Source organism: Chryseobacterium sp. UYP7 (genome assembly GCF_056279225.1).
This window is the reverse complement of record NZ_JBWBQW010000008.1, coordinates 54,148-78,182: the sequence shown is the minus strand read 5'-3', so window position 1 is coordinate 78,182 and position 24,035 is coordinate 54,148. Positions and strand designations below refer to the sequence as shown.

27 protein-coding genes and 1 tRNA gene are annotated in these 24,035 nt (G+C 34.5%); 13 read left to right on the top strand and 15 right to left on the bottom strand.

The annotated features are described in order from the left end of the window. Positions 1-68 precede the first annotated feature (68 nt). From ACZ9HT_RS14815 to ACZ9HT_RS14805, 3 genes are all read right to left on the bottom strand, one after another. On the bottom strand, positions 69-1,118 hold the full coding sequence (locus ACZ9HT_RS14815; RefSeq protein WP_476041273.1) for a flavin monoamine oxidase family protein: 1,050 nt from the start codon (positions 1,116-1,118) through the stop codon (positions 69-71). Positions 1,119-1,170: 52 nt separating this feature from the next. Next, entirely contained in the window at positions 1,171-1,626 is a 456-nt protein-coding gene (locus ACZ9HT_RS14810; RefSeq protein ID WP_476041272.1) for a hypothetical protein, read from the bottom strand. 62 nt (positions 1,627-1,688) lie between these two features. Next, positions 1,689-3,476 (bottom strand): ABC transporter ATP-binding protein, encoded by a 1,788-nt coding sequence (locus ACZ9HT_RS14805; RefSeq protein WP_476041271.1) that lies wholly within the window; start codon positions 3,474-3,476, stop codon positions 1,689-1,691. Between the two features lie 126 nt (positions 3,477-3,602). Here ACZ9HT_RS14805 and ACZ9HT_RS14800 point away from each other — a divergent pair, with 126 nt between their 5' ends. Beyond that, positions 3,603-4,256, top strand: coding sequence for a CoA transferase subunit B (locus ACZ9HT_RS14800; protein ID WP_476041270.1), 654 nt, complete (start codon positions 3,603-3,605; stop codon positions 4,254-4,256). Positions 4,257-4,664: 408 nt separating this feature from the next. Here the strand turns inward: ACZ9HT_RS14800 and ACZ9HT_RS14795 are convergent, their stop codons facing one another. Continuing rightward, on the bottom strand, positions 4,665-5,408 hold the full coding sequence (locus tag ACZ9HT_RS14795; protein ID WP_476041269.1) for a dienelactone hydrolase family protein: 744 nt from the start codon (positions 5,406-5,408) through the stop codon (positions 4,665-4,667). A gap of 266 nt (positions 5,409-5,674) precedes the next feature. Here ACZ9HT_RS14795 and ACZ9HT_RS14790 point away from each other — a divergent pair, with 266 nt between their 5' ends. Next, the gene (locus ACZ9HT_RS14790) at positions 5,675-6,037 is read left to right on the top strand and encodes a cupin domain-containing protein (RefSeq protein ID WP_476041268.1); all 363 of its coding nucleotides are present in this window, start codon (positions 5,675-5,677) and stop codon (positions 6,035-6,037) included. Positions 6,038-6,136: 99 nt separating this feature from the next. Here the strand turns inward: ACZ9HT_RS14790 and ACZ9HT_RS14785 are convergent, their stop codons facing one another. From ACZ9HT_RS14785 to ACZ9HT_RS14770, 4 genes are all read right to left on the bottom strand, one after another. Continuing rightward, on the bottom strand, positions 6,137-6,748 hold the full coding sequence (locus tag ACZ9HT_RS14785; RefSeq protein ID WP_476041267.1) for an HAD family hydrolase: 612 nt from the start codon (positions 6,746-6,748) through the stop codon (positions 6,137-6,139). Beyond that, positions 6,748-8,070 carry a Na+/H+ antiporter NhaC family protein gene (locus tag ACZ9HT_RS14780; protein WP_476041266.1) on the bottom strand — a complete coding sequence of 441 codons (1,323 nt, stop codon included), beginning with the start codon at positions 8,068-8,070 and terminating at the stop codon, positions 6,748-6,750. Before ACZ9HT_RS14780 ends, ACZ9HT_RS14785 begins: the two co-directional genes overlap by 1 nt. Before the next feature lie 97 nt (positions 8,071-8,167). Continuing rightward, a complete protein-coding gene (locus ACZ9HT_RS14775; protein WP_476041265.1) occupies positions 8,168-8,743 on the bottom strand; it encodes a hypothetical protein in 576 nt (191 codons plus the stop codon). A 12-nt stretch (positions 8,744-8,755) separates the two neighbouring features. Continuing rightward, on the bottom strand, positions 8,756-9,190 hold the full coding sequence (locus ACZ9HT_RS14770) for a type I restriction enzyme HsdR N-terminal domain-containing protein (protein WP_476041264.1): 435 nt from the start codon (positions 9,188-9,190) through the stop codon (positions 8,756-8,758). Positions 9,191-9,192: 2 nt separating this feature from the next. On the opposite strand from ACZ9HT_RS14770, the gene holA reads away from it, so the two are divergent. The 8 genes from holA to ACZ9HT_RS14730 all read left to right on the top strand — a co-directional run bounded on the left by holA (position 9,193) and on the right by ACZ9HT_RS14730 (position 16,455). Next, positions 9,193-10,230: a DNA polymerase III subunit delta gene (gene holA, locus ACZ9HT_RS14765; RefSeq protein WP_476041263.1), complete on the top strand. Its 1,038-nt coding sequence runs from the start codon at positions 9,193-9,195 to the stop codon at positions 10,228-10,230. An 802-nt stretch (positions 10,231-11,032) separates the two neighbouring features. After that, positions 11,033-11,974 (top strand): thioredoxin-disulfide reductase, encoded by a 942-nt coding sequence (gene trxB, locus ACZ9HT_RS14760; RefSeq protein ID WP_476041262.1) that lies wholly within the window; start codon positions 11,033-11,035, stop codon positions 11,972-11,974. Between the two features lie 124 nt (positions 11,975-12,098). Then, positions 12,099-12,464 (top strand): fluoride efflux transporter CrcB, encoded by a 366-nt coding sequence (gene crcB, locus ACZ9HT_RS14755; protein WP_476041261.1) that lies wholly within the window; start codon positions 12,099-12,101, stop codon positions 12,462-12,464. A gap of 108 nt (positions 12,465-12,572) precedes the next feature. Then, positions 12,573-12,657 (top strand) — tRNA-Ser (locus tag ACZ9HT_RS14750). A gap of 256 nt (positions 12,658-12,913) precedes the next feature. Then, the gene (locus ACZ9HT_RS14745) at positions 12,914-14,158 is read left to right on the top strand and encodes a site-specific integrase (RefSeq protein WP_476041260.1); all 1,245 of its coding nucleotides are present in this window, start codon (positions 12,914-12,916) and stop codon (positions 14,156-14,158) included. Positions 14,159-14,298: 140 nt separating this feature from the next. Next, entirely contained in the window at positions 14,299-14,664 is a 366-nt protein-coding gene (locus tag ACZ9HT_RS14740; RefSeq protein ID WP_476041259.1) for a S24 family peptidase, read from the top strand. Beyond that, the gene (locus tag ACZ9HT_RS14735; RefSeq protein WP_476041258.1) at positions 14,661-15,941 is read left to right on the top strand and encodes a Y-family DNA polymerase; all 1,281 of its coding nucleotides are present in this window, start codon (positions 14,661-14,663) and stop codon (positions 15,939-15,941) included. Before ACZ9HT_RS14740 ends, ACZ9HT_RS14735 begins: the two co-directional genes overlap by 4 nt. A gap of 232 nt (positions 15,942-16,173) precedes the next feature. After that, positions 16,174-16,455 carry a hypothetical protein gene (locus tag ACZ9HT_RS14730; protein WP_476041257.1) on the top strand — a complete coding sequence of 94 codons (282 nt, stop codon included), beginning with the start codon at positions 16,174-16,176 and terminating at the stop codon, positions 16,453-16,455. 895 nt (positions 16,456-17,350) lie between these two features. Here the strand turns inward: ACZ9HT_RS14730 and ACZ9HT_RS14725 are convergent. Next, on the bottom strand, positions 17,351-17,596 hold the full coding sequence (locus ACZ9HT_RS14725; RefSeq protein ID WP_476041256.1) for a hypothetical protein: 246 nt from the start codon (positions 17,594-17,596) through the stop codon (positions 17,351-17,353). Positions 17,597-17,617: 21 nt separating this feature from the next. Then, the gene (locus ACZ9HT_RS14720; protein WP_476041391.1) at positions 17,618-18,526 is read right to left on the bottom strand and encodes an NAD(P)/FAD-dependent oxidoreductase; all 909 of its coding nucleotides are present in this window, start codon (positions 18,524-18,526) and stop codon (positions 17,618-17,620) included. 181 nt (positions 18,527-18,707) lie between these two features. Between ACZ9HT_RS14720 and ACZ9HT_RS14715 the strand changes: the two genes are divergently transcribed. Next, on the top strand, positions 18,708-19,088 hold the full coding sequence (locus ACZ9HT_RS14715) for a Fur family transcriptional regulator (RefSeq protein ID WP_476041255.1): 381 nt from the start codon (positions 18,708-18,710) through the stop codon (positions 19,086-19,088). A 305-nt stretch (positions 19,089-19,393) separates the two neighbouring features. On the opposite strand, the gene ACZ9HT_RS14710 is transcribed toward ACZ9HT_RS14715, so the two are convergent. The 4 genes from ACZ9HT_RS14710 to ACZ9HT_RS14695 form a co-directional block, all read right to left on the bottom strand. Then, a complete protein-coding gene (locus ACZ9HT_RS14710; protein ID WP_476041254.1) occupies positions 19,394-19,516 on the bottom strand; it encodes a Rid family hydrolase in 123 nt (40 codons plus the stop codon). Positions 19,517-19,746: 230 nt separating this feature from the next. Beyond that, complete coding sequence (locus ACZ9HT_RS14705; RefSeq protein WP_476041390.1) at positions 19,747-20,337, bottom strand: M28 family peptidase; 591 nt, start codon at positions 20,335-20,337, stop codon at positions 19,747-19,749. Between the two features lie 255 nt (positions 20,338-20,592). Next, positions 20,593-20,901 (bottom strand): protease-associated domain-containing protein, encoded by a 309-nt coding sequence (locus ACZ9HT_RS14700; protein ID WP_476041253.1) that lies wholly within the window; start codon positions 20,899-20,901, stop codon positions 20,593-20,595. Positions 20,902-21,168: 267 nt separating this feature from the next. Then, positions 21,169-22,155, bottom strand: coding sequence for an MBL fold metallo-hydrolase (locus ACZ9HT_RS14695; RefSeq protein ID WP_476041252.1), 987 nt, complete (start codon positions 22,153-22,155; stop codon positions 21,169-21,171). 143 nt (positions 22,156-22,298) lie between these two features. Here ACZ9HT_RS14695 and ACZ9HT_RS14690 point away from each other — a divergent pair, with 143 nt between their 5' ends. Together ACZ9HT_RS14690 and ACZ9HT_RS14685 are read left to right on the top strand one after the other, a co-directional pair. Further along, positions 22,299-22,670, top strand: coding sequence for a winged helix-turn-helix transcriptional regulator (locus tag ACZ9HT_RS14690; RefSeq protein ID WP_476041251.1), 372 nt, complete (start codon positions 22,299-22,301; stop codon positions 22,668-22,670). A gap of 226 nt (positions 22,671-22,896) precedes the next feature. Beyond that, positions 22,897-23,544 (top strand): SOS response-associated peptidase, encoded by a 648-nt coding sequence (locus ACZ9HT_RS14685; RefSeq protein WP_476041250.1) that lies wholly within the window; start codon positions 22,897-22,899, stop codon positions 23,542-23,544. A 140-nt stretch (positions 23,545-23,684) separates the two neighbouring features. Here the strand turns inward: ACZ9HT_RS14685 and ACZ9HT_RS14680 are convergent, their stop codons facing one another. Continuing rightward, the gene (locus tag ACZ9HT_RS14680; RefSeq protein ID WP_476041249.1) at positions 23,685-24,035 is read right to left on the bottom strand and encodes an integrase core domain-containing protein; all 351 of its coding nucleotides are present in this window, start codon (positions 24,033-24,035) and stop codon (positions 23,685-23,687) included.

Below are 24,035 nucleotides of genomic sequence, written 5' to 3'. Positions count from 1 at the left end.
ATATGTGAAACTTTAAGGATAATTTATTTTGGAAGTAAAAGTATTTTCACTTTCATATTCTCGTCTCATCAGCTCTCTTGTAATACAGTAATTTTCTGTACACTTTCTATCGCAGAAAATACAGCTCCTTCCATATATCCAGGAAATTGTAAGGAAGATTCCGAACCGGAAATGATTAATCGATTCTCAAAAAGCGAATTGGTAAAAATAGGATGTCCATTATTTTGATGTGGAAAAAGCGAAGGTTCAGAAATTTGAAAGGTTTGGTCTTCTATACTCCAAACACATTCTTCGTAATTTAAAAATTCTGTCACTCGAACGCCAAAAACATTTTTCAACTGATTAATGACAAGTACTTTTCTATCAGAATAGGAGAGTTGTTTAAATGAAGAATTGATAAAGCCACAAAGCGCATATTTTGAATTTTGGTAATCGCATTGATCATAAAATTCGGTAACTGGACCAACATTGCTGAACAAAGTTCGTGGTAATTTTTCTTCCGCCCAAAATGGTTGGCTAAAAGTAATGGCAACTTTGATCGAATCTTCCATCCAGGTATGAGTTTGAGAGGCAATCTTTTTCAAATTATCCGGAAGTTCAGGTTTAAAGGTGATACGATTTTCCCACAATTTCGGCGGAAGAGCGAGGACAACGGCATCGGCTTCAAAATTATTTTCTGCTTTTATCGAAACTGAATTTGTATTGAACTCAATTTCATTTATTTCTTGATTAAGGATTACATCTTCTGGATTTAATTTCTCTAATACCGTTTTGATGAGATTTGAAGTTCCACCAGAAATCCGATAACTCGTTTCGTTCTCTGGAATCTCAACTATTTGTGCAGGAAAATTAGTGTTAGGTTGATAGAAAACTTTTGGATCAATAAATTGCTCAAATTTTTCAATTTCCAATTCTTCTAAAAGTGCTTTTAAATTCGAATGTTGATCATTAAACCAGGTCGCGCCCATTTCAATCGAAGCTTCCTCTTTTCTGTAGATGGTGTTGATTCTTCCGCCAACTCTGTCTCTGGATTCTAAAATTTTAAATGGAATACCTTCTTTTTTCAAGAGGTAAGCGGTCAAAAGTCCCGATAATCCAGCTCCTACTATGATGATCATTCTTTATAATTTTCTTATTGTAGTAAAATTTGAATATTCCGTTTTCCGTACTTTATGAAAAATTTGATGATGGTGCTTTCTTAAAGAAAGTTATAATTCCTGCAATAAACAAGAAAATAAAGCTCAAAAGCCAAAGATAATAACCAGAACCAAGTGCTGTGATTTCAGTCGTTGCGCCACTTTCACCGTCCATTATAGAATTGAGACTTGTGAAATAGATCGCAAGAATTAGAGATAAGGTTATTGGTATAACCGCAAATTTCTCTTTATTGAGTATCAAAAAACCACCAAAAAAATAAAGTGGATTTGCGAGCCAGATGATTGTTGGGATTAATCCTCCTCCCAAAATGGCCATCCATCCTGCAAGCAACATAAAAAAGGAATTGGAATAAATATCTGCCTCTGGATTGGCAACATAGAAAGGGGTAAAAAACATCGATAAGATGTAGAGCACGATACTCACTATGACCAACCAAAATTGTGGGCTATTTATTTCTTCTTTAAGCATTTTGAAATGATTTGATTTACAATTATGTAAATCAAATCATTTAAATTTCAATATCCAAATTCTTACATTTTCCTCTCCCCGATCTGCTGTCTCCACATCGCATAATACAAACCTTTTTCCGCTAATAAATATGCATGAGAACCGGTCTCGATAACTTGTCCACGTTCTAAAACATAAATTCGGTCTGCGTGCATGATTGTGCTTAAGCGGTGTGCGATGAGAACGGTGATTTGTTCTTTTTCTTTTGAAATTTCCCGTATCGTAGAAGTAATTTCTTCTTCTGTAATACTGTCTAAAGCAGAAGTTGCTTCATCAAAAATAAGTAAATGTGGTTTTCTCAACAATGCTCTCGCAATAGCAATTCTTTGTTTTTCTCCACCGCTCAATTTTAAGCCGGCTTCACCAATTACCGTTTCGATTCCTTTTTCTGCTCTCTCGATTAATGCCGTACAACTGGATTTTTTCAATGCCAGTCGAAGATCTTCTTCGGTTGCATTTGGATTGACGAACAAGAGATTTTCTTTGATGGTTCCTGCGAAAAGTTGCGTGTCCTGAGTAACAAAACCGATCTGATTTCTCAGTTCATCAAAATCAAATTCATTTCCGTTGATGTTATTGTAAAAAATGGCACCTTCTTTCGGACGGTATAATCCAACGAGAAGCTTAACTAAAGTGCTTTTCCCGGAACCACTTGGACCTACGAACGCGATCGTTTCTCCGTTTTTCACTTCAAAAGAAATATTGTTCAAAGCTTTATAAGATGCAGATTGATGTTGGAAAGAAACCTTATCAAACTTCAATTTTTCTATGGCTCCAATTTGTTTTGGAGTGTGCGGTTTTTCTTCCCGCGGTTTCTTCATCAAATTATCAAAATTGAAAAGCGAGGCTTCCGCTTCCCGATAAGAAATAATGATGTTTCCGATTTCCTGCATGGGACCGAAAATAAAGAATCCATAAAAAACCAGGGATAAATATTGTCCCGGAGTCACAACATTTTTGAAAATCAGAAACAACAAAGTAAACGTGATCACCTGTTGTAGAAAATTAACCAGCGTTCCCTGAATAAAACTGAGTGACCGAATGCTTTTTACTTTTCTTAATTCCAGTCCTAAAATTTTGTAGGTATTGCTGTTCAGTCGTTTAACTTCCTGATTGGTTAGACCTAAACTTTTCACGATCTCGATATTTCGTAAACTTTCTGTCGTGCTTCCTGCTAAAGCGGTTGTTTCGGCAACAATGGTTTTCTGAATCCCTTTAATTCTCTTACTCAACATATTGGTAATGAAAGCGATAAAGAAAATTCCCACCACATAAACAGGCATGATCGACCAGTGCAAACGGATCGCATAAATAGAAACAAAAATAATACTCACCAAAATCCCGAAAAAGATATTGATGAAATTGGTGATAAATTTCACAGAATCTTCCCGAACTTTCGTTAAGATTGAAAGGGTTTCTCCACTTCGCTGATCTTCAAACTGCTGATAAGGAAGCGCCATTGAATGCTGCAAACCATCCGTAAAAATATTAGCGCCAAATTTTTGAGTGATCACACTCACTACATAATCCTGAAAAGCTTTCGCAATCCGACTTACCATTGCGGTTCCGATCAATAATCCTAGAAAATAAAAAACCCCGTGATAAAGGTCTGTTCCTTTTAAAAATTCGTCTAAGGTTCGGGGCAATAGTTTTTTGGTATCAAAAAAATTAGGATGTGTTACCAATTGATCTAATATATTTCCCGTAATCGCAGGACCAAATAAAGAGAAAACCTGATTAATTGTCGCTAAGGCTAAAGATAAAATAAGCAGCCATTTATGAGGTTTTAAATAGCGTAGTAATGTTTTCATTCTGTAAAAATAAGTGGGCGCAAAATTACAGATATAATTCGTATTGATTGCGATATAATATAGATTGGCTCAATCGTGTTTTTGTATTAGATGAAATTTATTTAAATTGCAGCATAAGATTTTAACATGCTTACAAAAGAACAGATCGCACAAAGAATTTCTAAAGAAGTAAAAAACGGCTATTACGTGAACCTTGGGATCGGAATTCCGACTTTGGTTGCGAACTTCGTTTCTCCTGAATTATCCGTTGAATTTCAAAGTGAAAACGGCGTGCTTGGAATGGGACCTTTTCCTTTTGAAGGCGAAGAAGATCCGGATTTAATCAATGCTGGAAAACAAACCATCACGACACTTCCCGGAGCGTCATTCTTTGATTCTGCATTCAGTTTCGGAATGATCAGAAGTCAGAAAGTTGATCTCACGATTCTTGGTGCTATGGAAGTTTCGGAAAACGGCGACATCGCTAACTGGAAGATTCCCGGAAAAATGGTAAAAGGAATGGGTGGAGCAATGGATCTGGTCGCTTCTGCAGAAAATATTATCGTTGCGATGATGCACGTTAATAAAGCGGGAGAAAGCAAAATCCTGAAAAAATGTACGCTGCCATTAACCGGCGTTGGATGTGTGAAAAAAGTCGTTACCGAAATGGCAGTTTTAGAAGTAACGCCAAACGGTTTCAGATTGTTGGAAAGAGCGCCAGGCGTTTCTGTCGAACAAATTATCAAATCTACCGAGGCCGATTTGATCATCGAAGGAGATATTCCGGAGATGCAATTCTAAATTTTACCCATCATAAAATAATTAATCCTTTTCAAAACTGAAAAGGATTTTTTTGAAGTTAATTCTGTAATGATTTCGGTAAATTATATTTGCATTTTCACAAAAGGTTTCGACAGGCTCAACCTGACAGTGACGAAGTTAATTTTTATAGATAAATTTTTGTCATGCTGAGCTTGTCGAAACATCTTCAGAGCTATCATTAGCTTTACAAAAACTTTGCTCTTCTCTATCAAAAAAAAACCTTTTCAAAACTGAAAAGATTTTTTAAATGCTTTCGCTCTCGCTGATTTTGCAGATGAAGCAGATTTTAAAACAGGTGCGAATTGAATCTCCATCATCAGCTCAATCTGCGAGAAATGATTTTAGTAATTTCTGTCATGCTTTTCGTCGAAGAGCGAATGAATGATCTTATTTCAAAATTTCTTTCAAAAACATGATGGTGTGATCCCAGGCTCTTTTCGCCATTACTGCGTTGTAATCGGGCGATTCAGGATTGGTGAAAGTATGTTTGGAATTCGCGTAAGTGATGATTTGCCAATCTGCTTTTCCTTCCTTCATTTCTGTGACCAACGCGTTATAATTCTCCTGCGTTACGCCTTCATCATCTGCACCATTTTCAACCAGCATTTTAATGGAGATCGGATTGTTTTTTCGCGCCATGTCTTTGCCTAAACCGCCATGAATTGAAACCGCTCCAACAACCGGCATGTTTGCTCTCGCAACTTCCAAAGCTCCGGTTCCACCAAAGCAATAGCCGATTACCGCAATTTTTTCCGGGTTAGCGCCACTTTTTTTCAGCTGGTCTAAAGCTAAAAAAATCCTTTTTTGATATTCTGCATAATTCTGTTTGTAATATCCCGCTAATTTTCCTGCAGAAGCATTGTCAGTCGGAATATTACCTTCGCCGTAAATGTCTGCAACAAAAGCGATATAACCTGCTTTTTCTAATTCCGTCGCGGCCATTTTTGCTTCGTCATCGATTCCCTTCCAGGCGGGTAAAATAAGAACTCCCGGAAGTTTTTTTCCTGCGTTTGAAGTGACTAAGCCACTTAGTTTTTGCGCGCCGTCCTGATAAGAAACGGTTTTTAATTTTTGACTGAAAGCCGTATTTGATGCCATAAACAAGCCCATTAATAATAGTGATCGTATCATTTTGTTAATTTAATTCCGTTAAAAATACGCACAAAGTTTACTAAAGTCAGAAAAAAAGATAAAATAACTTCGATTGATATTGTATATCAGGAAAACATCTAATTTTTTGATCATCAAGAATTTTAAAATTGATTGTTATACACATTATTTCGAAAAAAAGAAGTTCAGTTGATTTTATAGTTTCAATTTTTTTTACAGCTTCAATGCGATGTTCGAAAGATTTTCAAATTAAATTTGTAATTTTAAACTTCATTAAATTAATGTTTATGTCAAAATTTAAAATACAGAAATCACCTTTTATTGTTCCTACAACAGATGGAAAACTCATCGAAGAAATTTGGGGAAATTCCACAGAGAATAAAGATATTTCTATTGCGCACATGGTTGCGCCACCAAACTGGAGCGAGCCTTTTCAAACGCCTGAATTTGATGAATATACTTACATTATCAAAGGAAAAAAGCAATTTGAGATTGATGGAGAAATTATCATCTTAGAAACAGGGCAAAGTATTATGATTGAAAAAGGAGCAAGAGTGAAATACAGCAATCCTTTTGAAAATCCGTGTGATTATTTAGCGATCTGTTCACCGGCTTTTTCTATGGATCTTGTGAATAGGGAAGAGGTTTAGAACGAAATCTAATAAAGATTTGGGTCAATTAAAAGATAAAATTAATAAGGTTTATTTTTTTGAAGTCTCCCGTCATTTGATAAGCATTTAGGGTGATAATTAGAATTCCAGGTCCAATTTTCGCAACTCGTGATCCAAATCGGTGTCAACTTTAAGAAGAATACAAATAAATCCTAAGTTTTTAGCCACCTCTATATTTTTCAAATTATCATCAATAAAAACCGATTCTTCCGCTTTGATTTGATAACGTTCCAGTAAAACTTCCCATATTTTGGGATTAGGTTTAATGAGTTTTTCTGTACCTGAAACCACGATCTTATCACCAAATATTTTAAAGAAATCATAATTCTGCAAAGCATAAGGAAACGTTTCTGCGGACCAGTTTGTCAAACCAAAAAGTTCATATTTAGAATGTTCCAGCTTGCGTAAAACTTCGACATTTTGAGGAATATCAGCTTTTAACATGGTGGTCCAGTTGTCATAATAGGCGCGAATTTCTTTTTCCCATTCCGGATGTTTTGCGACCTGGATTTCGGTGCCTTCTGCCAGAGTTCTGCCGCGATCCTGTTCGGAATTCCATTCATCGGTCACGATATTTTTTAAAAAATGTTCCATTTTTTCATCATCTTTAAAATGATCTTTGAAAAAATAGCGTGGATCCCAATCCATAACGACACCGCCGAAATCGAATATGATATTTTTGATCTTCATTAATTTTGAATTGATAATGCTTGTCTTTTCATTTCACTGGTTTTCTTTCGGAAAAATATCGAAACCAAAGTGATCACCAAAAGTATGTGCAGATAAAAAGAGTTTTGAATCAAATCCAGATAACTCATTTTGAAATTACTCAACGAGATCAAAAGCAAAATTTGCGCACCGTACGGAATAATTCCCTGAACATAACACGCAAATATATCGAGAACTGAAGCGCTTTCCTGAGGTTTTAGCCCATATTTTTCTGTAAGTTCTTTTGATACTTTTCCGGAAATTAAGATGGCAATCGTGTTATTGGCAACACAAAAATTCGCAACTGTTACCAAACCGCCGATTCCGAGTAAAGCTGTTTTCTCGGAACTGATGATTTTATTGATGTTTCTGAGAAGGAAATTAATACCACCTGCTTTTTCCACCAACGCAGCCAAACCTCCTGTGAGAAGAGACAGCAAAAATATTTCCGTCATTCCTGTAAAACCGTCGTAGGTATTTTTAGCGAATTCCATCAAACCAAAAGTTCCGTAGCCCATTCCTAAAATACCGGCGAAGATCAGACCTGAAAAAAGAACCACAAAAACGTTGATCCCAATAATTGAAAGCGTGATAACGAGTAAATAGGGCAGAATGAGAATGAAATTAAAATCCTTTTGTTCCATAACGACAGAAGTTGATTCCTGATTAAAACCAATCAGAATCAATACGACAATCGAAATGAGGGCGGCCGGAAAAGCAAGTTTGAAATTGACCCGAAATTTATCTTTCATTTCGCATCCTAAGCTCTGAGTTGCAGCAATAGTAGTATCTGAAATAACGGAAAGATTATCGCCGAACATCGCGCCCGAAAGCAATGCCGCACCAATCAAACCAAGCGGCGAACCACTTTTCTCTGCCAGTTCAATAACAATCGGAGCAAGCGTAACGATCGATCCCACCGATGTTCCGGAAGCAAACGACAGAAACGAAGCGATAACAAAAATTCCCACCGGAAAATAAGCGGCTGAAATGTAGTGTAGTCCTAAATTCACGATCGTATCAACACTACCGGTCGCTTTTGAAACCGTTGCAAACGCCCCTGCCAAAAGGTAGATCATGCACATCGTAAGGATTTTACCATCACCGCAACCTTTTAAAAAAGTATCAATTTTATCGTTGATCTTCCCTTTCAGGAGAAGGAACGCAGAAACAATTCCGATAAAAGCTGCAATTGGAGAAGGTAAGGCGTAAAAATCCTGATTATAAATTCCGAATCCTAAAAAAACTCCTACAAAAAGGAGCAATGGTAAAATGGAAACGATGGAGCCGTTCGTTTTTGTCATGGTGCAAAACTAAGCTTCAAAAAGAAAAAAAACAAGAGGCTTTTCTATAAAAATGTAGAGACAAAAGTTCAATTTAATTTAGAATAAATAGAGGAATTTATTCGTGAAAAATTGTGATTTTAATTTTGTTATTGTTTCCTTTGATCGATTTCAATTTTCCTGATCTATACTTATAAAAATCATCAAAATAAGTAAAATTAATAGATCCGATAGATTTGATCTTCCCTTTTTGATAGCTGTAAAATTCATCATAATAATCAAATTTTACATCACCAACAGAACTGATTTTACCAACTCGATAGGAATAAAAATCATCAAAATATTTGATCGGAATTCCGTTCACTGATTTTAATTTGCCACTGCTGTATTTATAAAAATCGTCGTAATACTCAAAATCTGAATCGGAAGAAATCGCTGAATTTGGATCGCGGTAAGTAAACTCAACATCATTTTGGAATGTTGCCGTTGTAGACTGGTTTAAAAATGCATGAGTGTCCGTCATTAAATTCATTTGCAACAGATTCCCATTCGTATCGATGGATATTAAAGTTCCTTTCAAGTTTAAATTGACGATGGATTTTTTGCCATTTTGACTAAGGAGAATTTCTTTAATTTCTTGAGCCTGAAATAAATAAAAACTGATTGAAAGAAGTAGAATAAAGAATTTTTTCATAAAGAAGTTATTTTAAAATTCAAACGGACAAAACTCATACCCTTTGTCGCTAAACTTCGCAAAAATATGGTGCAGACCATTGCTCAGAATAATTTCTTCAGCATGCAAAACCGAATTATATCTGGCGGTTTGCTCAAAGGTTTTTTGAGTGAGTTTAATTTCCGGAGCTTTACATTCTACCAAAATTTTGGCTATCGTTCTTTCCGTCACGAGTAGATCGATTCTCTTAGTTGTGCCATTTAATAGAAGCTTTTTTTCCAGGATTAAAGACGACAAATTTCTGCTCTTAATAAAGTGAAAATAATGCACCCAATGTTGTCGTACCCATTCTTCCGGCGTGAGCAGGAGGTAGGTTTTTCGAACAAGATCATAAATAAAAAACTTATCTTTGTCTCTCTTGATATCGAAATCAAAAGTGTCCTTAAAATTCAGTTTCGGAAGTTCCATTTATGAAAGAATTAGATTTAATCCTCAAAAATATTAAAAATAAAGAGCTTTTGCCCATTTATTTTTTTCATGGCGAAGAGCCTTACTTTATGGATGTTGCTTTAAAATCCTTTGAAAATGATTTTTTAACAGAAGACGAAAAAGCCTTCAATCAAACCGTAGTTTACGGCAAAGACACTAATTATTCCGATGTACTTTCTTTGGCCCGGCAATTTCCCATGATGGGCGACAAGCAAGTTATTATTCTGCGGGAAGCGCAGGAAATTAAAATGACGGAGAAGGAAGCAGAAGCACTAAAGATGTATTCCGAAAATCCCGTAGAATCAACCTTACTCGTTATTGCGCACAAGTATAAAAAAGTAGATGCCCGCAAAAGTTTCGCTAAGAATCTGACGAAAAGTAAGATGATGTTCCTCAGCGATAAAGTTCGGGATTACGAAGTTGCAAAATGGATCACGGCTGAGATGCAAAAGCTGGGTTTAAAAAGCAAACCGCATATTCCGGTTCTACTTTCCGAATATTTGGGAACCGATCTGTCCCGGATCGCCAATGAATTGCAGAAGCTCAAAATGATCCTGAAACCTGGCGAATTGATCGACGAAAAGATTATTGAAACTCATATCGGGATCAGTAAGGATTTTAATATTTTCGAACTCATCAAGGCTTTGGGAAAAAAAGATTCCACGCAAGCCTTTAGAATAGCGCATTTTCTGGGGAAATCTCCGAAGCAAAATTCCTTTCCAATGATGATGGGGAATTTGTATAACTTCTTTTCCAATCTGGTTATTTTTCAAACCATGAAAGGGGAATCTCCGCAAAATCAAGCCTCAGCGATGGGAATTAATCCCTATTTTATTAAAGATTTCGCAGAAGCCACGCGTTTTTACAACCTTAAACATTGCACCAGAATTATTTCTATCCTGCGCGAAATGGATCTGAAAAGCAAAGGATTAGGCGCCGTAAATATGACCGAAAGTGAATTGCTGAAAGAGATGGTTTACAAAATTTTGCATGTAGATCAGTACAAGGTAAAGACTTGATTAGCTATTTATTTGGGCGACAATTTCCATCCTCCATTCCCTCCCGATTTTACATCGGGATCCATTCAGGCTGGGTCGCAACTGGGGTTTTTTAATTGAAATTTGAATTTGCTGAGAGAGCATTTGTTTTGAGAAATCTTTTTTTCAAGGTTAGAACTTCTTTTTGAGGACAAGATCAAATAGACAGTCGCCTTTTTCCAATTAGATTCTTCCTTCTTCAGAATGACAAAAGCGAAAAAATATATTCAATTTTGTTTGAAGACAGAAGGACAAGAGAAAAGTTATGTAAAGTAATTACTGATGAGATTCTTCCTTCGTCAGAATGACAAAAACAAAAAATAATATTCGATTTTGTTCCAAGACAAAAGGACAAGAGAAATGTTATGTAAAGTAATTACTGATGAGGTTCTTCCTTCGTCAGAATGACAAAAACAAAAAATAATATTCGATTTTGTTCCAAGACAAAAGGACAAGAGAAAAGTTATGTAAAGTAATTACTGATAAGATTCTTCCTTCGTTAGAATGACAAAAGCGAAAAAATATATTCAATTTTGTTCCAAGACAAAAGGACAAATAAAATATTGAAAAAGTTATTAGAATCAAGAATCTTCATTCATCAGAGTAAAAAAAACTACCATAAATAATCTTCTTCAAAACCATCAACTCATTCAAAATTCAAAAAAAAATATTCCCTAAAAATTATTAGTGATTGAAAAAATTCATCATCAAATACTTCCTTAACCCAAAATAAAACCCGATTTTTGGGAACTCAAAACCTTTAACTCAACCTTAACTTTATTTAATGGAAGAAAATATCTTAGAATGTGTCATCGTAGGTTCCGGACCAGCCGGATTTACTGCCGCAATTTATGCAGCCAGAGCCGATCTGAAACCTGAACTATACACGGGATTAGAACCCGGCGGACAATTAACAACCACCACAGAAGTTGATAATTTCCCGGGTTATCCAACCGGAATTACAGGCCCGGAAATGATGATGGATCTTCAAAAACAAGCCGAGAGATTTGAAACTAAAGTTCACTACGAGATGATCACGAAAGCTGAGTTTTCAAGTGAAATGGGTGGAACGCATAAATTGTGGGCCGGAAACAAAGAGATCCTCGCAAAATCTGTGATTATTTCAACAGGAGCCACTGCAAAATATTTAGGATTGGCCGATGAGAAAAAATATATGGGTGGTGGCGTTTCTGCGTGTGCAACTTGCGACGGATTTTTCTATAAAGGAAAAGATGTAGTTGTTGTTGGAGCTGGCGATACTGCAGCCGAAGAAGCGACCTATTTAGCGAAGTTGGTGAATAAAGTAACCATTCTTGTCCGTAAAGATTATATGCGGGCTTCTAAAGCTATGATTCACAGAGTGAGCAACACGCCAAATATCGAAGTAAAATTCAACCATGAACTCATCGCTATTGAAGGCGAGAACTCATTAGTTGAAAGAGCAGTGGTCATCAATAACCAAACTCAGGAAACTTCAAAGATCGACGTACACGGAATTTTCATCGCGATCGGTCACAAACCGAATACAGAGATTTTTAAAGACCAGATTACACTGGACGCCAACGGATATATCGAAACCATTCCGGGAACTGCAAAAACCAATTACCCGGGCGTTTTCGCGGTAGGTGATGTTCAGGACAGTCATTACCGACAGGCAATTACTGCGGCAGGAAGTGGATGTATGGGCGCGATGGATGCGGAAAAGTATTTGGGCGAATTAGTCTAGTGGTTTCAAAGAGCCAAGTAAAATGTAAAAAGAGCCAGGTAAAAGAGTTCAAAATATATCAGTTTACTTTTAAAAAATAGACGTTGGTAAACGCTCAAATAAATTTAATTTGTCTTAAGAGAAAGTGAAAAACTTAATCTACATATTTATCGGTGGGGGATTAGGAAGCGTTTTGCGTTTTCTGATCTCTAATTTTACCCAAAAGCTTTGGAATATCAATTCCTTTCCGATGGGGACTTTTGTCGTAAATATTATCGGGTGTTTTTTGATCGGAGTTTTTACTTCTTATTTCATTAAAGTAGACAGTTATTTGAAGTTTGTGCTGATCACGGGATTTTGTGGAGGCTTTACAACCTTCTCGACGTTTTCCGCAGAAAACTATTCTTTGTGGCAAAGCGGGCATTATTCCATCTTGCTTTTATATGTTTTACTTAGTCTTATTGTGGGTTTAGTGGCGGTTTATTTCGGTTTACAGGTGGCTAAAAATTAATTTCTCCTTTGATACTGAAAGGTTTAAAAGTTTTTTGCATAAATAATTTGGTCAATATATAAAAGGTTTTTATATTTGCACCACTGAAAAAGAGAAATCTCTTTCAATGGAGAACTGGCAGAGTGGTCGATTGCGGCAGTCTTGAAAACTGTTGACTGTAACAGGTCCTGGGGTTCGAATCCCTAGTTCTCCGCTAGTAGCGGAACTAGAAAGCATCAAAAGCCTTTAAATAGTAGTATTTAAAGGCTTTTTTGTTTTTACTTATGTATCAAAATATATCATTATAATACAAATCATAGGTGAGTAGGTAGGTGAGTACCAAGAATTAAAAAATAGGTACGCACCGAATTTTAACATAAACAGCCTGTTCATCATTTATACAAGCTATTGAACATCTTGCAGGTTTAAAGGTTCAGATATACATTTATTAACCTTTTAAATCATCACCTATGCAAACTTACAGTTTACTGTTCTACGCCAAAAAAACGAAAAGTAATCCTAATTTTTCGGCCATTTATTTACGAATCACAGTGGATGGAGAAAGAAAGGAAATTTCCACAGGTAAGACCATTAAAACCACTGACTGGAATTCTAATTCAGGACAATTTTCCGGGCGCTCTTCCAACGCAAAATCTTTTAATTCATTTTTAGAAAGTCTGAGAACAAAAATGTTCGAATCTTACGCCAATCTTTTAAATAACCGGAAAGTAATCACCGCCGAAAGCTTGAGAAACCGATTTATGGGTATTGATGAAAGAACAGTCACTTTGGTAGAAGCATTTACGGATCATAATAATCAAGTAAAAGAATTAATAGGAAGAGGGTTTGCTCAAGGAACCTGGGAGAGGTACGAAACTTCTCTTAGACATACTCAACAATTTATGAAGTGGAAATATAATATTTCAGATATTGATGTGCGAGAGATTAATCCTGCATTTGTTTCCGATTATGAATTCTTTTTGAGAACGGTGCGCAATTGCGCAAATAATTCTGCTGTAAAATATGTCAAAAATTTTCAAAAAATAATTAATATATGCTTAGATAATGAATGGATGGTCAAAAATCCTTTTTCGAATTATAAATCTAAAATTATCATTACTGATGTACGTTTCCTGACAGAAGACGAGTTAGAAAGCATAAAAAATAAATTATTCAGTACTGAACGATTAACGATAGTTCGCGATATATTTCTCTTTTGTTGTTTTACAGGACTTGCATATTCAGACGTGCAGAAATTGGCATATGAAAATATATCAGTTAGTGCAAATAGTGAAAAATGGATTAAAATTAAAAGAACAAAAACAAAAGTTGAAGCAAGTATTCCTCTTCTTCCAATTGCGAACGAGATTTTAGACCGTTATAAAACAAATATAAAGTGTTTAAATGATGAAAAAGTCTTACCAGTTTTAAGCAATCAAAAGATGAATGAGTATTTGAAAGAGATAGCCACGTTATGTGGACTGGACTTCGATATTAGTTTTCATACGGCCCGACACACTTTTGCAACTACTGTTACATTAAATAATGGGGTGCCACTTGAAACAGTTAGTAAAATGTTGGGTCACTCTAATGTTCAAATGACCCAACATTACGCTAAAATACAAGATAGGAAAATTGGGGATGATATGAATTTGTTAAAAAAGGTTCTAACTACGAAAACTAAAAAAAAGAAGGTAAAAGAGAATGACATCTAGAAAATACATATCGATAGGTGTTATTAAATAATTTCACACGAAATTTCTTAAAATTCTCTGATGTTTTTTTTATTAATCAATTATCACCATATTTGATTCTGCTTACAATTTTTACATTTCAAAATTCAATAAAATTATAAATGGAACCCGAAGAACCGCAGCAGATAAAGAAACCTGAGGATAATCATAGAGTAGCAAGACCAACGCAAACTGGATTTTCCAGTCCGGCAACGCATTATAATGAACCACGAATTGATCTGAATACAGTATTGGTTTCTAATTCCGAAGCAACTTTTTATATTCGCGTAATAGGTGATGCCCACTCCGAATATGAGATCGTTAAAGATGACGTTTTGATCGTGGACAAATCTTTAAATCCGAAAAATAACCAATTGGCTGTGGTGATATTGGATGGTAATTTCCAAATACTTCGAATTGATGAAGATGTTAAGGAGGAATTAAATGTTTGGGGAGTAATTACCTATGTTATAAAATCTGTCTTATGATTGCTTTAGTCGACTGCAACAGTTTTTATGCTTCATGTGAACTTGTTTTTCGTCCGGATCTACAAGGCAAACCTGTCATTGTATTAAGTAATAATGATGGCTGTGTCATTGCAGCAAATAAACAAGCCAAAGAATTAGCAGAAATGCCCATGTTTCAACCAATATTTAAGATAAAAAGATTTCTGGATGAAAATGAAGTTTCGTATTTTTCCTCTAACTATACATTATACAGTGATATGTCTCGAAGAGTAATGGATACCTTAAAAATGTTTTCACCTATCGTAGAAGAATACAGCATTGATGAAAGTTTTGTAGATTTATCCTATTTAGCCGACAATGATTACGAATCGATGGGTAGAACCATAAAAAATACTGTTCAAAAAAATACGGGAATACCTGTAGGTGTTGGAATTGCAAAGACAAAATCCCTTTCAAAATTAGCCAATAAGTTTGCGAAGAAATTCCCGGAACATCATGATGTATATGTCGTTGATTCAGAAGAGAAAAGACAATATTTATTGCGCAGTTTAAAAGTGAAAGATATTTGGGGAATAGGAAAAAAACATGCTGAAAAATTACAAAATAATAATATTCAAACAGCCATGGAATTTGCTGATCTTCCCGTGGCCTGGGTAAGGAAAGAGATGACCGTTATCGGCGAAAGACTGTGGCGGGAACTTAATAATGAGCCATGCTTAGATCTCGTTTCTTTACCAGAAGCTAAACAGGGAATCGGAACAGCGAAATCGTTTGGTAAAAAATTATCAGATTATAGTTTGATCGAAGAAGCTTGTAGCTTTTACGTCGCTGAAGTTGCAGATTTATTGAGACAGCAAAAAAGTTCAGCTTCCCAAATAGAAATTTCCATTCAAACTAATTATCAAAGTGCTCACGATAATCAATATCAGAATAAGATACTTATTACTCTTGATAGTCCTTCCAATAGTACTGTTAAATTGACAAAAGAAGCATTAAAAGGATTAAAAAAAATTTATAAACCAGAATATCGTTACAAAAAAGTCGGAGTTAATTTATTACAACTTGTTCCTGATAATGAAATACAAACGAGCCTCTTTGAGACTAAAAGCAAAAGTGAAAGCAATGAAATTACTCAAGTAATAGATAAATTAAACAATAAATTTGGTAAGAATAAAGTAAAAGTTGCAACTGTTGGAAACAGAGAGAAGGAATGGGCTTTGGTTAAAGAGCACAGAAGTCCAAGATTCACAACGCAATGGGAAGAATTACTAACAATCGGCAAAAATATACCACTCTAGCAAATCTATTTCATATCTTAATTCGTTAATATCTTCAACACAAATTTACTATAGAGAAAATGCAGCGGATTTAAAGACTCGTTATGAAAACGTTGTGTTTTTTATTTATCAGAATTTCTGCACAATAGATTAATACCTTTATAATGATTAGCAAAGTTTACGAGAATAAATTGATACATATTATATCATAAAAAATTTTAGAATTGATATAAAACCGATCTATATTTGCTTCATGAAACTAAATGCAATTATTAGGGAGACTGTTGAACTGCAGAGTGACACAACTCCCAAATCGATAATCGTAGAATTCGTTGGAGACAAAGAAAAACAACATTTTGAAGTACTGTTTTACGATTTTGATCCTTATCATTTTAAGATAAGAAAATGGGATACTTGGGAATTAACGATAAAGTGGAAAAGTGAAATTTTCATTGACTCTAAAACTGAAGATAAATCATATTTCACATATTTAATCTGTACAAAAGCAGTTCCTGTACACCAAATGCAAATTTAACGTGTAAATTTCTTTTACCTTCATAGATTTCTAAAAAATGCTATTTGGAATAGAGATGATGTTGTGCCATTGTTGAACTTTTGGAACAAAATAATAATGTTCAATAGAATTGATGATTAGGGACTTTTCATTATGTAAATTGAAATTCAAACGAAAGATGAAGAAGGTGATATTTCGAAACTCGACATGAAACTCGCAGAGCTTATAAAAATAAAAGAAGTATCAATTTTTTAAGTATCAAAAAGAAAAAAGCAACAGCTCACCATGAATGAGAATAAAGACTATGATGAGGAAAGAATGTGAAAAAATAAAACCTCATAAAAATGCCCAATGTTTACTGTAGAAAATGTGAGCAGAGAATTTGTGGAAAACACATTTGTTAGTACATTGGATTGTAGTAGGTTCTCTCTGAGAAGATAATTTTAATAATTATTTCGGACAGATATAAAAATTATATCTCTCTGTAAAGGAAATAATGTCACCACAACGATAGTTAATTAGTACCAAAAAAATAAAAACACATTTATTCGCTGTGATAGCAGGACTTCCCCTTTTATCCGATTCCCGTTAATATTACCAACCGATGATTTTTTAATCGTGTTTTAAAGGAGATTATTGCCATTTTTGAAATTGTTGGAATGATTTAAAAGAAACATTATAATCCTCGGCTTAATTAAAGAAAGGAATCTGAGCATCTCAAAAAACTGAAGTTTAAAAAAAAGCCGTTAATCCAAAAGAACTACATTTTGATTTATATCCAAAATTGTTGAATAAATTCTGGACAGACCCTTAGGCAAATCCTCCGGGAGAAAGTTTAATTTGAGCATCGACAACAATTCAACGAACTTTCTTTACTTGTTTTGCAGATTAAAAGGTAAATAGTTTTCGAGCAGTTTTATTGTGAAATAATATCTTCCATTATTTCACAATTAAATCCCGACTTCGTGACCATCAATATTATTTCTCTTGGATAAATAATTTCTCCTTCTATTCGCAATACCGTATGTCCATGTGGAAAAGGTAAATTTGTTTCATTCATGTCAAAATTAATTTTCAACTCATAATAAACCCTTATGAGGTCTTTTAATATTTTTTTTGCTTGACTTTTCTTTTTTATATCTGTAATGAATACTTCAATCATAAGTTTTTATTTTTTACTATGCTAAAATTGCTTAGACGATAATTCCATATTGATCATAGCTCCAACAATACTCCCAGATGCTACTGCATTTGCAACAGAACGCATTCTAGAGCAATTGTCTCCGCACGCAAATGCACCTTCTACGGTTGTTTTCTGCATCATATCAACTTTTATATATCCTTGTTCATTAAGTTCACAGCCCAAGGATTCGGGTATTTCAGAGTTTTGTTTAAATGTAAGAGCAGCATACGAAGCTTCAAATGGCTCTTTGCTTTTATCATCGAAAACTATATTTGTTATGTAACCTTTTTCATGTTCAATTTTGAAAATCTTTTTTTCAATTATTTTTATATTATTATTTTTAAGTTTTGATAATTGTTCAGGATTGAATTTTACTTCTCCAGATGTTAAAATACTTACGTTATCCGTAAGATTTTTTACCAAGGGTGCCAAGTGAAATGCCATTTCCCCATTGGCGATTATTCCGGTTTTTTTATTTCTTATTTCATAACCATGGCAATATGGACAATGAATCACTGAAATTCCCCAGCAATCAGAAAATCCTAAAATATCTGGTATTACATCTCTTATTCCAGTTGCGAAAATGATCTTTTCAGATTCAAATTTTTTCCCCGATTCGGTAAAGATTTGAAAATTATCGCCTGTTTTTACTCCTTGAATGGCCTTGTCTTCCAGGAAACGAACAGTATTATATTTTAGAACTTGTGATTTTGCTATTTTCGAAATTTCACTAGGTGTCGCGCCGTCTTGAGTTATAAAGTTATGTGATTGTGGCGTTTGACGGTTGCAGGGCAAACCATTGTCAATTATCAAAACAGTACGCAAAGAACGGCCAAGTGTCATTGCAGCGGATAAACCAGCATAGCTTCCTCCAATGATTATTATTTCGAATTTCTTTGTAGTATTCATTTCATTATATTGGGTTAAACTGGTTCGAGTAATTGGACGTTTATTATTTAAATCTGCCATTTCTGTTTTTTCTCTCTTTGTGAATTATTATAGTTTGTAAATGCAACAGTATCGCATTTATGTATTTGGCAAATATAGGAATATTTTGTATTATTGCAACATAATCGCAATAAATTATTTCATGACAACGAAAAGACGAAATACGGCTACTAAAGAAGCAGTGCTTTTTGTTTTAGCTTCATCGACTAAGGCAATGAGTCAGGGTGCTATTGAAGAACAAATAGATATTGATATTGATAGGGCGACAATATACCGAGTGTTAAAAAGATATTGCGAAGATGGGATTTTGCATAGGATCGTGGCAGACGATGGGAAGCAGTACTTTGCCCTTTGTATGCAGTGCGACGATAATAAAAAGCCACTACATCATTTTCATTTTCGCTGTAAGAATTGCGAAACTATAGAGTGTTTGTCTGCTCCAGTACAATTTACATTACCAAATAATTATCAAGTGGAAGAAGTTAATTGTGTTATAACTGGAATTTGTAAAGATTGTATCTAGTACAGATAATACCGGCTGGTAGGTTTCTTTGCTTTTCTTTCTCAATTACTCGCGTAAATTATTCTTAATTTTTGTTAGCTTATTTGGAGGCTTTACAACAACCTACACTTCTCAATGTAATATCTCATTATTTTTAATACGGGAGAATTTCTTTTGGTTTTAAAAATGTTGTACGGTGAAATCTGCTTATTTGCAGAATGATTTCGAATGTATTTGAATCGATATTTTTGTTAATTCTTGGCTGCAACAACTGTAATTTCGATCCTTGCATTTAATACAAGTTCTTTAGCACCAACGCATGTTCTTCATGGATAAGGAGGTTGAAAATGCTCCAAATAAATTTCATTAAATTTTTTAAAATCTTTCATGTCTTTAAGATAGACTGTTACACTAACAATATCTTTTAATGATGTGCCGGCGCTCTCCAAACCAAGTTTTATATAATAATAGCTTCTTTAACCTCGTCCTGAAAACTTTTATTGTATTCTTTAAGATGCTTTGTCCCTATCTGACCAGACAAGAAGACTAAGTCAGAGCTTACAATATAATTACTATAAGGCGGGTTATTTTCTTTTACATTTTGCCCAAAAGTATTTATCGAAAATAAAAAGCTGAGCAGTATTGAGAAATAAATTGTAATTTTCATATCATTAAATGTTTATAATCCGTATTTTAATATTAGGAGTGCTAGAGATGTCATCGCTGCTGCTCCGCTTTGAACTTCTCTTATATTAACTTTATCGAAAGTGTCGAGACTACTGTGATGAATATCAAATAATCGTTGATCATCGCAGTATAGACTTATTAATGCTTTTGACATTGATTTCATTGGTACAAGATCGACACCACGATGGTTATCTAAAAAATCATCAGCTTTGTAAGGAACAAAAAGCGATTGCCACTGAGTAATTTTCGCTTTTACATTTGGCTCTGCGCTAATACGGAAACCTCTTGGTGTGAATCCGCCAGCATCAGATTCTATTATGGCAATATGATTTTTTTTAAAAGATTGCGATTGAATTGCATATTTTTTGGCACCGTGAGCCCCAGACTCTTTATTCATATATAAAATCGCTCTAAACGTGCGGTCTGGCTTAATGCCAGTTTTCTTAATTAATCGCAATGCTTCGATGGTCTGCACGACACCTGTACCATCATCAATAGCACCCTCACCAACATCCCAGGAATCCAGGTGAGCTCCAATTGTTACTATTTCACTTGGATATTTTATACCTTTTATTTCACCGATGACATTGTAAGAAAGTACATTCGGAAATTATCTACAGTCAATCATCAATGAAACGGTTAAATTGTTGTCACTTTTTAATGCCCTACTTAACATGTCTGCACTATTAGTACTAATTGCTACTGCGGGAATTTTGGTTATTCCTAATTCGTATTCTAATGCACCTGTGTGAGGAATATCATTTCTGGTTAGTGTTAATGAACGGATTAACACGCCGATAGCACCTTTTTTTGCAGCTTCTACTGCACCTCTATTTCTTTAATCCACAGCTTTTAAGTAAGCTGTAAAGGTTTCAATCTCTGTTGGATCCATGGCTCTATTAAAAAAGATTATTTTATTTTTAGAGCTTTCAAGATCAATTTGTTTTAACTCCGCGCAAGATCTTACTTCTATAACTTTTGCGGTTAGTATACCATCGGTTACGACCGAACCTCCAAGAGCACTTATATCAATGGTCACAGGTATACCAATGGTTGAAATATAGTAAGCTATTTCTTTCGGACCTCTTATCCAATTAGAAACCATATCCTCTTGCAGATATACAGTATCTGGTTGTATTTTTTCCATTGATAACTTAGCCCAGTTGACTGCCTTTTGAGCATTTGCTGAACCTGAAATTTGAAGTAAGGTGTTTTAAATTAACCTCCACGTCGCCTTGTAATAATGCTTCATTAAATACATGTCTTATAATTGTAGAATCATTGGAAATCAAATTCTGGGCAGGTATTTTGAAGACGGATGTTACTAAAAGCAATAGCATTACAAGCAATGTGCGGTGATTGAATAATAAATAAGAATTTGTTTTTTTTAAGTTCATAATTTTTGATTTGTATATTACTGACCCAAACCTGTTGTTGAATAATTAATAGGATACCATCGGTACTCTTTTTTGGCTTTACTAATGTGCCCAATACCTGGAAATGAAAGATGATCGCCTGCGATCCAATAATTTTTTTTCACTCCATCCGCAAATGCTTTTTTTCTTGATTCCGCAGCCTCTTTTGCGTTTACATCGTAAATAATTGTAACATCGGGATTTACAAATTGTACTGCAGCAGAATGTATTAAATCTCCCCAAAAAACTATAGTTTCCTCTTTACTTGAAACACTATAAATTGTATGACCTGGTGTATGTCCGGGGCTGGGAATTGGCATAATACCAGGAAATAATTCTTCACCGTAATCAAATTTCCGGATTTTACCCGCGTTAAGAATAGGTGTTATTTTCAGAATAGCTTCATCATAATAGGGTTTTAATTTATCTGAAACCTGTGCATAGTTTTCAGCAGTCATCCAAAAATCAAATTCTTTTTTACTTATGTAGACAGTTGCATTTGGAAATGTGATTTTGCCATTTGTAACCAGTCCTCCCGTGTGATCAGTGTGAATATGTGTTACTAAAATTGCATCAATTTGTTCTGGTGAGACCCCAATTTTCTTTAAGCTTTCAGGTAGGAAACCAAGAGTAGGTCCATACAAATCAGAAGTTCCAGCATCGATCAAAATTAATTTATTATTTGTTTTTATAAGATATGCATTTACAGATGCTTCAACAATTGGAGATTGGAAATTTTGCGATGTCAAATGATCTACTTCACCAGGTTTCACATTTGTTAAAAGCTTGCTTAGATCTTGTGGTATACTACCGTCCGATAGTGCAATAATAGTCATATCTCCTAATTTCATACTGTAATCACTGGTTTGCATTAAGCTTTTTGAACTTTGCTGGGCAACTACTGTAGATCCAAATAATATGAATAGTATCAGAGATCTAATCATGGTTGAAAAAGATTTTTTAGAATGGTTTATATGGGTTTTCATTGATTTTTATTTTATTAAAATTATCTACTGCAAAAATAATTATATATGTACATAACCGCAATAACGTACTTTATTATAGCATAGGGACAAAATCAGCAATATAGACTTTTTTGTACATTTGCATTACTGTAAAAAAATAGAATATGACTTACGAGAGAAAAACTCCGAAAAACTTGGATTGTGGAATGGCAATGATAATGGATGTAATAGGAGGGAAATGGAAACCCTGTTTGCTCTACAATATCTCTAAAGGAAGTAGAAGACCCAGTGAAATTCAACGTTTAAATCCTTTGGCAAGCAGACGTGTGCTCAATGAGCAATTAAAAGAATTGGAAGCTCACAAAATAATAACAAGAAAAGTCTATCCTGTTCTTCCACCGAAAGTTGAATATTTTTTAACCGAAATGGGAGAGTCACTTTTACCTATCATAGACACAATGGATAGTTGGGGTGAGCAATACTTGCAGGACCCTGGTTCTATACCTAAGTTAAATTTAAAATGTATAAGTAAATAAATTTGTATAAAATGATTTTTTATTTTCGTTTTCTGTACAATTTACATATAGATTAACCTTAGAGAAACATCTGGTTAATTAGAAAATAAAGTAATGATGACAATCCTTTTGATTAAAATTCTACGAACAATCATTGAAATAACAGGAAATTTATAAATTCTCTCAAAAAGGAGTATGGTTTCATTTTTGAAATTATTAATTTTGATTTCAAATAAAATACTATCTAATGTGCTACTACATTTCAAACAATCTGACCAAGAAAGAAATTAAGGATTCATTTGGTGTAAAATATAATGCTACAGATTTCAAAGGTTCAGGATTTCTAAATGGATTCTCACATCCCAAAACACCAATTATTATGGATGAAAATCCGGATGAGGCAATCTTGGGAGATTGGGGCTTAATTCCTTTTTGGGCAAAGAACAGAGATGTTCAGAAGATGACACTTAATGCCAGAATAGAAACTCTAACAGAAAAACCAAGTTTTAAAAATTCAGTTTCTAACAGATGCTTGGTTCTGGTCAATGGGTTTTATGAGTGGAAATGGTTGGATTCTAAAGGTAAAAACAAAGAGAAATACTTCATTAATTTAGATAATGGCAATCAACCTTTTGCTTTAGGTGGAATCTACAACATATGGACTGATAATGATACGAATGAAGTGCTTACAAGTTTTTCAATTGTGACTTCAAATGCCAATGAGTTAATGGCTGAGATTCACAATACAAAGGACAGAATGCCTTTAGTCTTATCTAAAGAAGCAGAAGAAGCATGGCTATCAGATAGACCTGTATGTGACTTTGCATTTCCACATTACAATCCGCAATTAGTAGCTTTAAATCTAGATTCTGCAAATCCAACCACGCTTTTTTAAGCTAAGAAAAGTATGGAAAAATAAACCTCGTTTTCAAGTGGTTTTCCTTGTTACATTACTATTTTGTTATTGATAAAATAAAAAATCTCTGGGAATCAAAATTATACAGGTTCTTGATACCCAGTGTAATCTTCCCATCTTTAGGCACATTCAAAAGTAGAGTTTTTTGTTAATAATTTATTGTTTTTGTTGTTGAAATTTTGTTGGAATGTGGGAAACTCATTTGCGCTATTTTGATTGAGTTTTCCATATTTCGATAAAAAATCTCGTGGTGTAAGGTATTGTAACGCACTATGCGGTCTTTCATTATTGTACATCCACATCCATATTTCTGTATGATTTCTCATTTGGCTTATGTTCTCAAAGAGGTAAACACTTAAAAACTTTGTCCGGAATGTTCTATTAAACCTCTCAATTAATGAGCTTTGTGTAGGTTTCCTTGGTTGAATGAAGCCTAGTTCGATATTCTCTTTGCGGCAATAATCTTTCAT

Bases quoted from the DNA above. Each gene is read 5' to 3' on its own strand.
- ACZ9HT_RS14815 (WP_476041273.1), bottom strand. From the start codon at position 1,118: ATGATCATCATAGTAGGAGCTGGATTATCGGGACTTTTGACCGCTTAC.
- ACZ9HT_RS14810 (WP_476041272.1), bottom strand. From the start codon at position 1,626: ATGCTTAAAGAAGAAATAAATAGCCCACAATTTTGGTTGGTCATAGTG.
- ACZ9HT_RS14805 (WP_476041271.1), bottom strand. From the start codon at position 3,476: ATGAAAACATTACTACGCTATTTAAAACCTCATAAATGGCTGCTTATT.
- ACZ9HT_RS14800 (WP_476041270.1), top strand. From the start codon at position 3,603: ATGCTTACAAAAGAACAGATCGCACAAAGAATTTCTAAAGAAGTAAAA.
- ACZ9HT_RS14795 (WP_476041269.1), bottom strand. From the start codon at position 5,408: ATGATACGATCACTATTATTAATGGGCTTGTTTATGGCATCAAATACG.
- ACZ9HT_RS14790 (WP_476041268.1), top strand. From the start codon at position 5,675: ATGTCAAAATTTAAAATACAGAAATCACCTTTTATTGTTCCTACAACA.
- ACZ9HT_RS14785 (WP_476041267.1), bottom strand. From the start codon at position 6,748: ATGAAGATCAAAAATATCATATTCGATTTCGGCGGTGTCGTTATGGAT.
- ACZ9HT_RS14780 (WP_476041266.1), bottom strand. From the start codon at position 8,070: ATGACAAAAACGAACGGCTCCATCGTTTCCATTTTACCATTGCTCCTT.
- ACZ9HT_RS14775 (WP_476041265.1), bottom strand. From the start codon at position 8,743: ATGAAAAAATTCTTTATTCTACTTCTTTCAATCAGTTTTTATTTATTT.
- ACZ9HT_RS14770 (WP_476041264.1), bottom strand. From the start codon at position 9,190: ATGGAACTTCCGAAACTGAATTTTAAGGACACTTTTGATTTCGATATC.
- holA (WP_476041263.1), top strand. From the start codon at position 9,193: ATGAAAGAATTAGATTTAATCCTCAAAAATATTAAAAATAAAGAGCTT.
- trxB (WP_476041262.1), top strand. From the start codon at position 11,033: ATGGAAGAAAATATCTTAGAATGTGTCATCGTAGGTTCCGGACCAGCC.
- ACZ9HT_RS14745 (WP_476041260.1), top strand. From the start codon at position 12,914: ATGCAAACTTACAGTTTACTGTTCTACGCCAAAAAAACGAAAAGTAAT.
- ACZ9HT_RS14740 (WP_476041259.1), top strand. From the start codon at position 14,299: ATGGAACCCGAAGAACCGCAGCAGATAAAGAAACCTGAGGATAATCAT.
- ACZ9HT_RS14735 (WP_476041258.1), top strand. From the start codon at position 14,661: ATGATTGCTTTAGTCGACTGCAACAGTTTTTATGCTTCATGTGAACTT.
- ACZ9HT_RS14730 (WP_476041257.1), top strand. From the start codon at position 16,174: ATGAAACTAAATGCAATTATTAGGGAGACTGTTGAACTGCAGAGTGAC.
- ACZ9HT_RS14725 (WP_476041256.1), bottom strand. From the start codon at position 17,596: ATGATTGAAGTATTCATTACAGATATAAAAAAGAAAAGTCAAGCAAAA.
- ACZ9HT_RS14720 (WP_476041391.1), bottom strand. From the start codon at position 18,526: ATGAATACTACAAAGAAATTCGAAATAATAATCATTGGAGGAAGCTAT.
- ACZ9HT_RS14715 (WP_476041255.1), top strand. From the start codon at position 18,708: ATGACAACGAAAAGACGAAATACGGCTACTAAAGAAGCAGTGCTTTTT.
- ACZ9HT_RS14700 (WP_476041253.1), bottom strand. From the start codon at position 20,901: ATGGAAAAAATACAACCAGATACTGTATATCTGCAAGAGGATATGGTT.
- ACZ9HT_RS14695 (WP_476041252.1), bottom strand. From the start codon at position 22,155: ATGAAAACCCATATAAACCATTCTAAAAAATCTTTTTCAACCATGATT.
- ACZ9HT_RS14690 (WP_476041251.1), top strand. From the start codon at position 22,299: ATGACTTACGAGAGAAAAACTCCGAAAAACTTGGATTGTGGAATGGCA.
- ACZ9HT_RS14685 (WP_476041250.1), top strand. From the start codon at position 22,897: ATGTGCTACTACATTTCAAACAATCTGACCAAGAAAGAAATTAAGGAT.
- ACZ9HT_RS14680 (WP_476041249.1), bottom strand. From the start codon at position 24,035: ATGAAAGATTATTGCCGCAAAGAGAATATCGAACTAGGCTTCATTCAA.